This window comes from Vibrio splendidus (genome assembly GCF_002873455.1).
Lineage (GTDB): Bacteria > Pseudomonadota > Gammaproteobacteria > Enterobacterales > Vibrionaceae > Vibrio > Vibrio splendidus_J.
Genome location: NZ_MCUN01000004.1, coordinates 52,192 through 65,878 on the forward strand (window position 1 = coordinate 52,192; position 13,687 = coordinate 65,878).

Genomic DNA, 13,687 nt, shown 5'->3' on the forward strand with positions numbered 1-13,687 from the left:
GCCTTATTTGTATCTATAACTTGGTTAAGAGTTTGGTTAAGAGTTCGGTTGGCCGTTTGGCTAAGAATTTGGAGAGCAGATTACATCAGCCATTTCCACCAAACGAACAGAGCTAAGAAGCCAAATAGGTAAACCAGACCCGCCACAGACAACCATTTTAGCTTAGCGCCAATCGCCAGCGCTTCAGGAAGCTTAGTTTTGCTTACTAAGATGAAGTTAAGCAATGCGAAGAATGGCGTAGTTGCAAAAGCAAGCACCATCGCGAAATCAAGCATAGGCATTAAAGCAGCACTGAAGAACATCACGATGGAGAGTGCTGCGAGAGAGACGATGACGATCCAACCCTGCAGCATTTTTGGGCTCGATTCTTTTTTCAATAACAGGCGTTGTGATTCAGCAAGTACGCGTGAGTAGCCATCGATAACAGTAATGGTACTGCCAAAGATGCAGAAGAAGGCGACGATTGCGATCAGTGGGCGAGACCACTCCCCAATTGTAGAGGCGTAAATACCGACCAATTGATGAGTGAAGCCAACACCAGATCGAGATAATTCAACACCTGAACCGTGAAGTACTAGCGCGCCTAACGCGACGAATACCAGTGCAAGTAATGCCGTACCAATGTAGCCGACATTGAAATCGAACAGTGCTGATTGAGCGGTCACGTCTTGTTTCTCTTTTTGGCTTTTTAGCCACATAGAGGTGATGCTTGATATCTCGATAGGCGCGGGCATCCAACCCATAGTGACAACGATAAAGCCAATAGCTGCCAATGACCAAGGTGATGGTGGAACAAAAGCCGCATCAGGTTCAACTGGAGAGCCGATAGCAATGGCGACTGCAGCCAAGGTTGTGATGGTCAGGATCGCCATGATCGCTTTAGACAGTGTATCGAGAGCACGATAATGACCTGCAAAAAGAATGATCAAACAGGTAGCTAAAACGATCATGCACAAGGTGCTGGTGGCTAAGTCGAAAGGAATAAAGTAGCTAAGTAGGCTTGCACTGAATAACAGCAAGGCTGCGGTATTCACGACTGCGGAAATAGCACTCAGTATCGAAAAGATCACAAGGTATGGGCGGCCTAGGTTAGAGTAACCTTCCACCAAACTTTGACCCGTTCCTAGTGTGTATTGGATACCGGCTCTGAAGAACGGGTACTTAAATAGGTTTACGAGGATAATAAGCGCGGCTAACTGCCAACCATAAATCGCACCAGCCTTGGTTGAGGCTACTAAGTGAGAGCCACCTACAGCTGCTGCGGCCATCATTATACCTGGGCCAAGAGACCTAATTAAACTTGATAGGGGAGCTGAAGTTGGTGTTTTTGTGCTGGTGGTTTTAACCGTACTTTCCATCATTTTTCCTTTGATGCTGACTTCTTGTTATCCGTTACCCTATCAATACCATGTTTTGTAAGGTCGTCAACTTTTATGTACGGAAATGTTGAAAATTGTATTTATTAATAAACGAGTCAACCGTAAATTATTTATTAACCAGTAATTAAGAGGCTTTAATGGCGTTAGAACAGTACACACCACCGTGTGAACCGTGGATTGATATTGTTTATCAAGATGACGATATTCTTGTGGTGAACAAGCCTGCAGGCCTACTTTCTGTTCCGGGGAGATTGCCAGAGCATTACGACAGTATGTGGAGTCGGTTGGTTGTCAAATTTGCGGATATTCAGGTTGTGCATCGACTGGACATGTCGACATCGGGGTTGATGCTGCTCGCTAAACACAAACAAGCTGAGCGTCATTTGAAGAAGCAGTTTCAATATCGACTGACACACAAACTCTATTACGCGCGAGTATGGGGCCGATTGGAAAAAGCAGAAGGTTTGATTGATCTGCCACTCATTTGTGATTGGCCAAATCGACCAAGACAAAAAGTGTGCTTCGAGGATGGAAAACCCTCTCAGACTCGTTATATCGTCGAACAACAAGAGCCTCAAACCACACTGTTGAAGTTACTTCCTATTACGGGTCGTTCCCATCAGTTACGCGTGCACTGCATGGCGCTAGGGAATCCAATTGTAGGCGACGAGTTTTACGCAACGTCAGAGGCGTTTAACTATAGCGATAGGTTAGCTTTGCACGCTTGTGAATTGAGTTTTTATCATCCGGCTAATAATCAGCTTTTCAAAGCCTTCGTGCCATGCGAGTTTTACCCTCAAGCATTGCCACAAATCGAACAGCACTTTGAAATTGCGTCAGAGCTTCCAGACTACAGTAAGCTAAAAGCTTAGAATGACTCAATTGACATAAATTCAAGGACGTACAATGCCGAAGTTGAAAGTGGTCTTTCTCGACCGAGCCACCATCCCATCTCAAATTCATTTAAAACCTATCAGCTTTGAACATCAGTGGGTTGAGTATGATTTTACTTCGCCGGAACAAGTGTCTGAACGAATTGAAGGCGCTGATGTGGTTATTACCAATAAGGTTGTGCTCAACGCAGATAATTTGGCTAAAGCGCAGCAACTTAAGCTAATAGCCGTTTCAGCTACGGGTGTGAACAATGTCGATGTTAGTTACTGTAATAGCAAGAATATCGCTGTTACCAATGTGCAAGGCTATGCGACTCAATCGGTGCCTGAACATGTTATCGCGATGCTGTTTGCATTAAAGCGAAACCTTGTTGGTTACCATCAAGACATCGAAGCCGGTGAGTGGCAAAAAGATAAACAATTCTGCTTCTTTACTCATCCGATTCAAGATGTTGCAGGCAGTACATTAGGCTTAATTGGTAGTGGTGGCTTAGGACAAGCAACGGCTATATTGGCTAAAGCGATTGGTATGAATGTCATCTTTGCTGAGCGTAAAGGGGCTGACTCTTGTCGAGAAGGGTATCTGCCTTTTGATACGGTGTTACAACAAGCAGATGCAATCAGCTTACATTGTCCATTGACCGAAGCGACTCGAGACCTGATTTCAGAGCGAGAGCTAGCAATGATGAAACCAAATGCGGTGTTAGTTAATGCTGGCCGCGGTGGACTCGTGGATGAACAAGCCTTAGTTGCAGCTTTGAAAAATCAAGAGATTGCGGGCGCGGGTATGGATGTGTTCACACAAGAGCCTGCTGACAACTCGAATCCATTACTGGCTAATAGTCATTTGCCAAATTTACTATTAACGCCACATGTGGCGTGGGGCAGTGATAGCTCAATTCAAAAGCTGTCTGATATATTAATAGATAACATTGATGCCTTTGTTTCAGGTAAGCCGCAGAATCTCGTCAGTTAATTCACAGGAAGCGGTTGTACACTAAGCTTCAGACATAAAAAAGGTTGGCTTTGAGCCAACCTTTTCAGATGATTTGCCTTTAGTTCGACTTAGCTTATCTGCCAGAAGCCAGAAGCCAGAAGCCAGAAGCCAGAAGCCAGAAGCTATTAGCCTTGAGGTTTGATTACCAATACATTGATTGGTGAATTCTGTACGACTTTACTCGCCACTGAACCCAGTACCACTTTGTCGATTTTCGATCGCTTATGACTAGGCATCACAATCAGGTCTGCCCCAAGCTTTTCTGCGTAATCTAGAATCGTTGTGTAGGTTTTACCTTCCGCAACGTGAACCTTATAAACCACTTCATCGTCGATGTACTTATCTGCAAACTCTTTCAGCTGATTTTTAACATCGAGCTTCATTTGATTCGCTGCATCTTTCGGGAAGTAAGACGCCACCATCGACATGTGAATGCCCGGCAATACGTTCAAGATGTGGATTTCAGCATTACTGTGTTTTGCGTGCCATACCGCTAATTCAACCGCTTTGTCAGAAAAGCCTTTGTCGTTAAGATCAACAGGAACAAGGATTTGTTTATACATGTGTGTTTTTCTCTTTTTTATCAGCGCTTAGTATTGACCAAGCGCTGTGATTATCCTTTCCATGTAATAAAGCCAAATAGAGTTGAGCGCTACTTGGCTCTATCCATTACGCACTAATCTCATCCTTACGAGCACGCCTTCTTTGGTTCATCGCTAAGCCAATCAAAATGAGTAGGGATGGTAAGAATACCCACTCTTTCATTGGTCTTTCTGCGTCTTGGATAACTGATTTAATTTCCCAATCAAAGTCAATGCCAGCTGCTTCTGCTGGGCTACCGAACTCAACCATGTCGACAATCATCTTGTCGTCAGCTTGCGTCAGCATTAAGCCCATTGAAGCAATGCGGTCTTCACTTGTTGTCGCAGAATCTTCAAATGGAAGGCGAACCGTCTTCTCAGAATAGTCACCTTCTAAGTTTTCGCCACCCACTCTTAACTCAAGTGATTGTCCCACAGATAGATCTTCAGTGATTTGAGCGATCTCAACTCCAGGTGAAAGAATTTTCTCTGGATAAATCATGTCCCACCAGAAGCCTGGGCGGAAGAAAGAGAAAGTTAGGACTAATAATAGGATCGTTTCCCACCATTTGTTCTTGGTAAACCACCAACCTTGCGTCGCAGCTGCAAAGATAAGTACTGCAGTCACAGAAGAGAAGATAGTGAGGAATAGATGCCACCAAGAATCAATGCCCATCAACAGTAGTTGGGTATTGAAGATGAACATGAATGGCAAGATCGCAGTCCGGATATCGTAGGTAAAGCCTTGAATACCAGTACGAATCGGGTCTGATTTCGCAATCGCGGCGGCCGCAAAGGCTGCCAAGCCAACCGGAGGTGTATCATCGGCTAAGATACCGAAGTAGAACACGAATAAGTGAACTGCAATCAGAGGAATGATCAGGCCATGCGCCGCGCCTAAGGTAACAATTACCGGAGCCATCAGTGTTGATACAACGATGTAGTTCGCCGTTGTTGGTAAGCCCATGCCTAGGATTAAGCTGATTACCGCAGTAAATAGCAGCATAAGGATGATGCTACCGCCTGAGATGAACTCAACGAAGTCCGTCATTACCAAACCGATACCCGTCAGAGTCACCACGCCGACAACCGTACCCGCTGCAGCTGTTGCTACACCGATACCGATCATGTTGCGCGCGCCTGAAACCAAGCTCTCTAATAGGTCAACGAAACCTGCTTTAGTTTGCTCTGCAAGATCGTCCGATTTGTTCATCAGAGTCATCAAAGGACGCTGTGTGATCAAAATGAAGATCATGAATACCGTTGCCCAGAATGCAGACAGACCTGGAGAGAATCGCTCTACAGTCAGGCACCAAACAAGAACTACGATAGGCAGTAGGAAGTGCAGGCCAGATTTAATCGTTGGGCCTGGATCGGGTACTTCTGTTAGCTCGGCATCGATGTCCATGCCACCTTCAGCGGCATACTTTGCTGAAACTCGAACCAAGGCTACATAAGAGATTAATAGAGCAACGGTAACTATTGGGGTTGCTGCATCGCCAAAGACATCTTTTGTCCAACCAACACCGTAGTAAACCGCAGCACTGATTACACATAGCCCAAGAATGGTACCAGTGAAAGACAGTAGGCTTTGTACGATAGTGGGTGTGTGACGACGAGGTAGGCCAGTCATACCTGCTTTACATGCTTCTAGGTGAACAATGTAAATCAAAGCGATGTAAGAGATAAGAGCAGGCAATAGCGCCGCTTTAATCACTTCTACATATGAGATACCCACATATTCAACCATCAAGAATGCAGCAGCACCCATGATTGGTGGGGTTAACTGACCATTGGTTGAAGCGGCAACTTCTACAGCACCGGCTTTTTCACCTGAGAATCCGACTCTTTTCATTAGAGGGATAGTGAAAGTACCCGTGGTTACCACGTTAGCAATAGATGAACCAGACACAAGACCTGATAGGCCAGAAGCAACAACGGCTGCTTTCGCTGGGCCGCCTTTCATGTGGCCAAGCAGTGAGAATGCCACCTTGATGAAGTAAGCACCTGCGCCGGCTCGCTCTAGCATTGCACCAAACAGTACAAACAAGAATACGAATGACGTTGATACGCCAAGAGCAACACCGAATACACCTTCTGTTGTTAGCCATAGATGTGACATTGCCTTGTTAAGGCTCGCACCTTTATGGGCAATCACGTCTGGCATATGAGGACCGCCAAAGGTGTAAAGTAGGAATACTGCTGCCACAACCATAAGAGGTGGACCCAAAGCGCGTCGCGTTGCTTCAAGCAGTAGAATCATACCGAAGACAGCTGCAACAATATCGAATGTTGTTGGTGCGCCTGAACGTTCAGCGAGTTGAGTATAGAAAATATAGATATAAGAAGCTGAAAAGCTACCAACTAGCGCTAATATCCAGTCGACCGCAGGAATTCGATCCCGAGGCGAATTTTTCATGGCTGGGTAAGCGGTGAAGGCTAGGAAGATGGCAAAAGTAAGATGAATTGCTCGAGCTTCAGTGTCGTTTAAAATTGCGAAGTTAAAAATGAACGGCAGCGGAGATGCATACCAAAGTTGGAACAGTGACCAACATAGAGGCACAAACCATAAAATACGGCCTTGGATACCACGAGGGCTACGCGCACCAGTGTCTGATTGTGCCACCATTTCTTGCACATCTGGAGACGGTGATGTTGTCTGCGTCATGTACTTTATCCTTATTATTGATGGTCTGCCTTTACTACGAACAACGAGACGTTATTTATCTCCTATCTAGTGTAGTGAATCGATAGGGAAATGCGTTTTTTGTTCGTCTTTGTCTTAGGCTTGATACGATGGTAAGTTCGCCAAATTGGAGAAACTTAAAGGTCTGTTTCTTTTCACTTGGGTTATTTTTATAAAACGTGAAAAGCCAATAAGGAGGACATGCCTCCTTATTGGTAGAGCAGGCTTAAAGTAGAATTACTTTAGAAGGCCTACTTCTTTGTAGTATTTTACTGCGCCAGGGTGAAGAGGGATTGAGATACCCGCTTTAACCATGTCTTCTTTCTTCAGGTTCGCGAATGCTGGGTGCAGACGTTTGAATGTAGCGAAGTTTTCAAATACTGCTTTAGCAACGTTGTATGCGACTTCATCAGAAACGTCAGACGTTGTTACCATAGTTGCTGCAACACCGAAGCTGTTTACGTCTGCATCTGTACCACGGTACATACCAGCTGGAACTGTGCTGTATGCGTAGTATGGGTTTTCAGCTACGATCTTGTCGATCTGTGGACCAGTTGCTGAAACCAGTTTTGCATCACAAGAAGTCGTTGCTTCTTTGATTGATCCGTTCGGGTGACCAACCATGTAGATGAATGCATCAATCTTGTTATCACAAAGTGCTTGTGAACGCTCAGAACCTTTTAGTTCAGAAGCTAGTTTGAAGCTATCGTTAGTCCAACCCATAGCGTCCATTACAACACCCATCGTTGCACGATCACCAGAACCTGGATTCCCAATGTTTACACGCTTACCAGCAAGGTCAGACACATTGTTGATGCCAGCGTCAGTACGAGCAATGATGTTGAACGGTTCTGTATGTAGAGAGAACATAGCGCGAAGTTTCTTGTATTCGCCCTGATCTTTGAATTTACTTGTACCGTTGTAGCCGTGGTATTGCCAATCCGATTGAACAACACCGAAATCTAGTTCACCAGCACGGATGGTGTTAACGTTGTAGATCGAACCACCAGTTGATTCTACAGAACAACGAATGTTGTGGTCTTTGCGGCCTTTGTTCACTAGCTTACAAATAGCACCACCAGTTGGGTAGTAAACACCCGTTACTGAACCAGTACCAATTGTGATGAACTCTTGAGCGTTAACTGCGCCAGCGCCCATTACAGCAGCTGCAATAGCCCCAACTTTAATAAGTTTGGTAAATGCCATGAATTTCCCTTCCTTTATTCATTATTAACCCTGAAACAAGTGTAGTCGTTTCTGGAGTTTCCTATTTGGAAACGGCACCTTTTTCAATCCATGTGATGAAAAAGTGGCTGAATAATATCAAAAATTGGCAGAAAATTACTCGAATGTTAAAAGATATAGCTAATAAATCTAACAAATGAGGCTTAGATATCGTGTTTAATTTGCTACTGAGTTTTTAAAATCAATGGTTTAGTGTTATTTGAGGAGGGGGAGATAGATATTCTAGGATGTGATTTGGATCACGAAGCGAATCGGTGTTCGTGATCCATTAATCAGGTTGATGGTTATGAAACTGTGACCAATTATCCAGCGTATTCAAACAGTTCGCACACGGAATCAAACAATTGCTTAGTGGTTACTGTTAAGGTTGGGGTGATAAAGATAGTATCATCGCCTGCAACGACACCTAGTATACCTTCCGACTTACCTAGTGAGTCCAATAAACGAGCAATAAGTTGCGCCGCACCTGGGCCAGTGTGTATCACAACTAATGCATTGTTGTGGTCAATATCTAATACTAACTCTCTTAGAGAGCTCGAAACTGTCGGAACACCAAGTTCTGCTGGAAGACAGTAAACCATCTCCATTTTTGCATTACGAGTTCGAACAGCACCAAACTTGGTTAACATACGCGAAACTTTAGATTGGTTGATACTTTCAAAGCCTTCATGTTTGAGGGCATCGACAATCTCGCCTTGCGAACCAAAACGTTCTTCTTTTAGCAATGATTTAAAAGCACGAACTAAGTTGTCTTGTTTTTCTGTATTGCGCATATGTCATTCTTATTCATTAACAAAGATGTTTGCATATTCTCGCATACATATTCAATTTTAGCCAAAATATACCAGTGATTTGTTAGTCATATCACTGTAAATATTAAATAGAATCATGTGTCATTTACGGCGACTTGTTTTGTTATTTCAGTCGATTGTCGCCATAATGCGAACTTGCTGTGTAGCACGGTTTTATTGACTTGCGCGAAGTCGCAAAGCTGGCGTTAATTGATTGTAATCACTTTGTGATTAATATAGTTTTTTAACCATAATTTTGCTTTTTAGCCTTAATTTAGCTCAAGAATCACCCTACAAAGAATCTATAAGAGAAACCTCTCAAGGAGAATAACAATGAAAGTAGCTGTTATTGGTGCCGCTGGTGGCATCGGTCAAGCCCTAGCCCTACTACTAAAGAACCGCCTACCTGCTGGTTCAGATCTTGCACTTTACGACATTGCACCGGTAACACCTGGTGTCGCTGCCGATCTTAGCCATATCCCAACACCTGTTTCGATCAAAGGTTACGCGGGTGAAGATCCAACACCAGCACTAGAAGGTGCGGATGTTGTGCTTATTTCTGCGGGTGTTGCTCGTAAGCCTGGTATGGATCGTGCGGATCTTTTCAATGTGAACGCTGGTATTGTTAAGTCTCTTGCAGAGAAAATCGCAGTTACTTGTCCTACTGCTTGTGTTGGTATTATCACTAACCCAGTAAACACAACAGTACCAATCGCTGCTGAAGTACTTAAGAAAGCGGGCGTTTACGACAAACGTCGTTTATTTGGTATTACGACTCTTGATGTCATTCGTTCTGAAACGTTCGTTGCTGAGCTGAAAGATAAAGATCCAGGTGATGTTCGTGTTCCTGTTATCGGTGGTCACTCAGGTGTAACTATCCTTCCTCTACTTTCTCAAGTTGAAGGTGTAGAGTTTACTGATGAAGAAATCGCGGCACTCACTACTCGTATCCAAAATGCAGGTACTGAAGTAGTAGAAGCTAAAGCGGGTGGCGGCAGTGCAACACTATCGATGGGTCAAGCTGCTTGTCGCTTCGGTCTTGCTCTAGTGAAAGCGCTTCAAGGCGAAGAGAACGTAATTGAATGTGCATACGTTGAAGGTGAAGGCGAGCACGCACCGTTCTTTGCACAGCCAGTTAAGCTAGGCAAAGAGGGCGCAGAAGCTATCCTTAGCTACGGTGAGCTGAGCGACTTCGAGCGTAATGCTTTAGATAGCATGCTTGAAACGCTAAATGGTGATATTGAGATCGGTGTTGAATTCGCTAAATAAGCGATAGATAACTGAACTCTGCTAAAAAGACAGTTAACGAAAGCCGATCCTTGTGATCGGCTTTTTTGATCCTTACACTCATCTTACTCGTAGTCTTTATTTGACCACGAAGAATTAGGGTATCGGATTATGACTAGAGTACAAAAGGGAATGAATGTTAACTATCTAGGCCGCTTAGGTAAGATATTGGTTATCGATGAGCAAGAGCAGTTCGCTTTGTTTGAGTCTTACAACAGTCATAAGCAATATGCGGTTCCGTTGGAAGAACTTGAAGAGATCGAAGCGCAGTTACCCTTGTCATTAGAATCCAGTCGATATTGAAATTTAGAGTGGTATCTAGCAGGATCAAAAAAAGAGCCAATAGGCTCTTTTTTATTATATAGCTGTCTACTTAGCTTCCATTTACTTGCTACGTTTTACTGCAAGGTGAGCTAATGTAGTTAAAGCCTGCTTATATTCTGAATCAGGAAGAATAGAAAGCTCAGCTATAGCTTTGTCTGCTTCTTCATAGGCTTTATTCGTCGTGTACTCTAAAGAGCCTGTTTCTTTCATAACAGCCATAATGTCGTTGAGACGTTCCATGCCATTCGCTTTTTCGATCGCTTCACGAATCATGCTGCTTTGTTCTGGTGAACCATTATGCATTGCGTAAAGTAGAGGCAGTGTTGGTTTGCCTTCGGCAAGATCATCACCAACGTTCTTACCCATCTCTTTACCATCAGCAGTGTAATCCATCACATCATCAATCAATTGGAACGCAGTGCCTAGGTATTTACCGTAGTTTTGCATTGCCGTTTCGATTTCTGGTGATGATTCACTAAGAATTGCACCGATTTGTGTTGCAGCTTCAAATAAGCGAGCGGTCTTCGAGTAGATGACCTGCATGTAACTTTCTTCTGTCGTGTCTGGGTTATTGCAGTTCATTAACTGTTGAACTTCACCCTCAGCAATCACGTTAACCGCTTCACTCATTAACTCAAGGATCTTTAAGGATCCTAGCGTTGTCATCATCTGGAACGAGCGAGTGTAGATAAAGTCACCCACCAAAACGCTAGCGGCATTACCAAAAGCTGCATTGGCTGTTGCTTTACCGCGTCTCATGTCCGACTCGTCGACAACATCATCATGGAGAAGGGTAGCAGTGTGAATAAACTCGATAAAAGCTGCAGAGGTGATGTGAGCTTCACCTTGATAACCAAGTGCACGAGCAGATAAAAGAGCAAGCAAAGGACGTAGGCGTTTGCCACCACCGCTAACGATATAAAAACCAAGCTGGTTGATTAAACTTACGTCAGAATTAAGTTGGGCTTGAATTGTTTCATTCACTTTTGCCATATCATTGGCAGTAAGCGTTTGGATAGCTTTAAAATCCATTGTTCATCCGGCTGAAGTTAGACCCTGTAAGGCTTATACGTTGTATTTAATTGTTGAATAATACACTAAAAAACGTTGATTAATACATCACTTAAAGGCATCATTGCCGCACTTTTCTTTGGCGAACATGTTTTCGCCAATATTTTAAAAATATGGCTTGTCATAGCGGCATGATTCCCGTAGAATCTGCGCCCTATTGATTAGTTTAGCGCACACCCGAGTTGTAGAATTAACAACCATAGGCTGTGCGGAAAAAGCGGAGTAAAATATGTACGCTGTTTTCCAATCTGGTGGCAAACAACACCGAGTAAGCGAAGGTCAAACACTTCGTTTAGAGAAATTAGACGTTGAAACTGGTGCAACTGTAGAATTTGATAAAGTTCTTCTTGTTGCTAACGGCGAAGAAATCGCTGTTGGTGCACCTCTTGTTGAAGGTGGCAAAGTTACTGCAGAAGTAGTACAACACGGTCGTGGCGATAAAGTAAAAATCGTTAAGTTCCGTCGTCGTAAGCACTCGCGTAAGCAAGCTGGTCACCGTCAGTGGTTCACAGAAGTGAAAATCACTGGCATTAACGCTTAAGTATTAGGAGAGTTTAACAATGGCACATAAAAAAGCTGGCGGTTCTACTAATAACGGCCGCGATTCAGAAAGCAAACGTCTTGGTGTTAAGCGTTTTGGTGGTGAATCTGTTCTTGCAGGTAACATCATCGTTCGTCAACGTGGTACTAAGTTCCACGCTGGCACAAACGTTGGCATCGGTAAAGACCATACTCTTTTCGCTCTTACTGAAGGTAAAGTGAAATTTGCAGTAAAAGGTCCTAAAAACCGTAAGTTTGTAAGCATCGAAGCTGAGTAATTTAATCTTTTATTAGATTATTTATACTAGCTTTCAAGCTGAATTCAAAAGCCCTGCCGATTCGGCAGGGTTTTTTATTTATAGCGAGAATAAAAAAGTAGACGCTCTTGTTTTGGTTTTGATAAGCCGTTTTATTTTTGAGAAACAGTTTGGTTTTATGAAGAAGCCGTTTGTTTTTTAATATACAGAAAGCAAAGAACCTCTCCTTATTTGTTCCTTGGTTGCAGATCGATCTAGATCTTAGGTGATCGATCTAAACACGGATCTGCTAGAATTTATATCACTCCTTGATGAGTGGTAACGCAACGTAAGTGCGGAGTTAAAAAATGAAATTCGTTGATGAAGCATCAGTAAAAATAGAAGCCGGTGATGGCGGTAATGGTACAGTAAGCTTTTGGCGCGAAAAATTCGTCGCTAAAGGTGGTCCTGACGGCGGTGATGGCGGTGATGGCGGTGATGTTTACATTCAAGCGGATGAGAACTTAAACACGCTTATCGATTACCGTTTCCAACGTTTTTACAATGCAGAGCGTGGCGAGAATGGCCGCGGTGGTAACTGTACAGGTAAACGTGGTAAAGATATGACGATGAAAGTACCTGTAGGTACTCGCGCTGTTGATATCCACACTAATGAAATCGTTGCTGAAGTTGCTGAACATGGCAAAAAAGTAATGGTTGGTAAAGGTGGTTGGCACGGTCTTGGTAACACGCGTTTTAAGTCGTCTGTTAACCGTGCTCCTCGTCAAAAGACAATGGGTACTAAAGGTGAAGTTCGCGAACTGCGTTTAGAGCTTCTTCTGCTAGCGGATGTTGGTATGCTTGGCTTGCCAAACGCTGGTAAATCTACTTTTATTCGCTCAGTATCTGCTGCGAAACCGAAAGTTGCTGATTACCCGTTTACCACGCTAATCCCTAGTTTAGGTGTTGTTAGTGTTGTCCCTGAAAAGAGCTTCGTTGTTGCTGACATCCCAGGACTAATCGAAGGCGCAGCTGATGGCGCTGGTCTTGGTATTCGTTTCTTGAAGCACCTTGAGCGTTGTCGTGTTCTTCTACATATGATCGATATTTTACCAATTGATGGTTCTGATCCTATTCAGAATGCATTGACGATCATCGATGAGCTTGAGCAGTACAGTGAGAAAGTTGCACAGAAACCTCGTTGGTTAGTGTTCAACAAAGTTGATCTAATGCCTGAAGAAGAAGCGGACGAAAAGATTCAAGAAATCGTCGAAGCTTTAGGTTGGGAAGGCGAGTACTTTAAGATCTCTGCTGTAAACAAGATCGGTACCAAAGATCTTTGCTTTAAACTGGGTGAGTTCATGGAGAACCTACCTCGTGAAGTTGAAGCAATTGAAGAAGAAGAAAAAGTTAACTTTATGTGGGATGACTACCATAAAGATGCGATGGCCGGTAAGAATGTCGTTACTGAAGATGACGACGACTGGGATGATTGGGATGACGAAGAAGATGACGGTCATGTTATCTATGTTCGTGATTAATAATCCTCGTTGTTTCTTATAAGCACTTTGGTCGCTTTTTCTAAGATACACTGATAGTTTTATTGAACCGCAATGAAAATTGCGGTTTTTTTGTATCTAAATCATGACGTCTTGTT

13 protein-coding genes are annotated in these 13,687 nt (G+C 43.5%); 7 read left to right on the forward strand and 6 right to left on the reverse strand.

What is annotated here, in order from left to right; all coding sequences use genetic code 11:
* Positions 1–80: 80 nt before the first annotated feature.
* Positions 81–1,358 carry an NRAMP family divalent metal transporter gene (locus tag BCU75_RS01890; protein WP_102472792.1) on the reverse strand — a complete coding sequence of 426 codons (1,278 nt, stop codon included), beginning with the start codon at positions 1,356–1,358 and terminating at the stop codon, positions 81–83.
* Positions 1,359–1,516: 158 nt separating this feature from the next.
* Here BCU75_RS01890 and rluA point away from each other — a divergent pair, with 158 nt between their 5' ends.
* Positions 1,517–2,251, forward strand: a complete 735-nt coding sequence (gene rluA / locus BCU75_RS01895; RefSeq protein ID WP_102472793.1) for a bifunctional tRNA pseudouridine(32) synthase/23S rRNA pseudouridine(746) synthase RluA — start codon at positions 1,517–1,519, stop codon at positions 2,249–2,251.
* A 34-nt stretch (positions 2,252–2,285) separates the two neighbouring features.
* Entirely contained in the window at positions 2,286–3,248 is a 963-nt protein-coding gene (locus BCU75_RS01900; RefSeq protein ID WP_102472794.1) for a D-2-hydroxyacid dehydrogenase, read from the forward strand.
* Positions 3,249–3,394: 146 nt separating this feature from the next.
* Here BCU75_RS01900 and BCU75_RS01905 read toward each other — a convergent pair whose 3' ends face one another.
* The 4 genes from BCU75_RS01905 to argR all read right to left on the reverse strand — a co-directional run bounded on the left by BCU75_RS01905 (position 3,395) and on the right by argR (position 8,554).
* Positions 3,395–3,832, reverse strand: a complete 438-nt coding sequence (locus BCU75_RS01905; RefSeq protein ID WP_004735912.1) for a universal stress protein — start codon at positions 3,830–3,832, stop codon at positions 3,395–3,397.
* Between the two features lie 106 nt (positions 3,833–3,938).
* Positions 3,939–6,518: a TRAP transporter permease gene (locus BCU75_RS01910; RefSeq protein WP_102472795.1), complete on the reverse strand. Its 2,580-nt coding sequence runs from the start codon at positions 6,516–6,518 to the stop codon at positions 3,939–3,941.
* A 255-nt stretch (positions 6,519–6,773) separates the two neighbouring features.
* Entirely contained in the window at positions 6,774–7,742 is a 969-nt protein-coding gene (locus tag BCU75_RS01915) for a TAXI family TRAP transporter solute-binding subunit (RefSeq protein ID WP_017078819.1), read from the reverse strand.
* A gap of 341 nt (positions 7,743–8,083) precedes the next feature.
* A complete protein-coding gene (argR, locus tag BCU75_RS01920; RefSeq protein WP_076676203.1) occupies positions 8,084–8,554 on the reverse strand; it encodes a transcriptional regulator ArgR in 471 nt (156 codons plus the stop codon).
* Positions 8,555–8,905: 351 nt separating this feature from the next.
* On the opposite strand from argR, the gene mdh reads away from it, so the two are divergent.
* Both mdh and BCU75_RS01930 read left to right on the forward strand, forming a co-directional pair.
* Positions 8,906–9,841 (forward strand): malate dehydrogenase, encoded by a 936-nt coding sequence (gene mdh, locus BCU75_RS01925; RefSeq protein ID WP_010434414.1) that lies wholly within the window; start codon positions 8,906–8,908, stop codon positions 9,839–9,841.
* Between the two features lie 129 nt (positions 9,842–9,970).
* Positions 9,971–10,162 (forward strand): hypothetical protein, encoded by a 192-nt coding sequence (locus BCU75_RS01930; RefSeq protein ID WP_009847833.1) that lies wholly within the window; start codon positions 9,971–9,973, stop codon positions 10,160–10,162.
* Between the two features lie 81 nt (positions 10,163–10,243).
* Here BCU75_RS01930 and ispB read toward each other — a convergent pair whose 3' ends face one another.
* On the reverse strand, positions 10,244–11,215 hold the full coding sequence (gene ispB, locus BCU75_RS01935; protein WP_076676201.1) for an octaprenyl diphosphate synthase: 972 nt from the start codon (positions 11,213–11,215) through the stop codon (positions 10,244–10,246).
* A 268-nt stretch (positions 11,216–11,483) separates the two neighbouring features.
* On the opposite strand from ispB, the gene rplU reads away from it, so the two are divergent.
* The 3 genes from rplU (at position 11,484) to cgtA (ending at position 13,571) form a co-directional block, all read left to right on the forward strand.
* Positions 11,484–11,795 carry a 50S ribosomal protein L21 gene (gene rplU / locus BCU75_RS01940; RefSeq protein WP_004740823.1) on the forward strand — a complete coding sequence of 104 codons (312 nt, stop codon included), beginning with the start codon at positions 11,484–11,486 and terminating at the stop codon, positions 11,793–11,795.
* A gap of 19 nt (positions 11,796–11,814) precedes the next feature.
* Entirely contained in the window at positions 11,815–12,072 is a 258-nt protein-coding gene (gene rpmA / locus BCU75_RS01945) for a 50S ribosomal protein L27 (RefSeq protein WP_004735905.1), read from the forward strand.
* Between the two features lie 326 nt (positions 12,073–12,398).
* Positions 12,399–13,571, forward strand: a complete 1,173-nt coding sequence (cgtA, locus tag BCU75_RS01950; protein ID WP_009847831.1) for an Obg family GTPase CgtA — start codon at positions 12,399–12,401, stop codon at positions 13,569–13,571.
* The last annotated feature ends 116 nt before the right edge of the window (positions 13,572–13,687 follow it).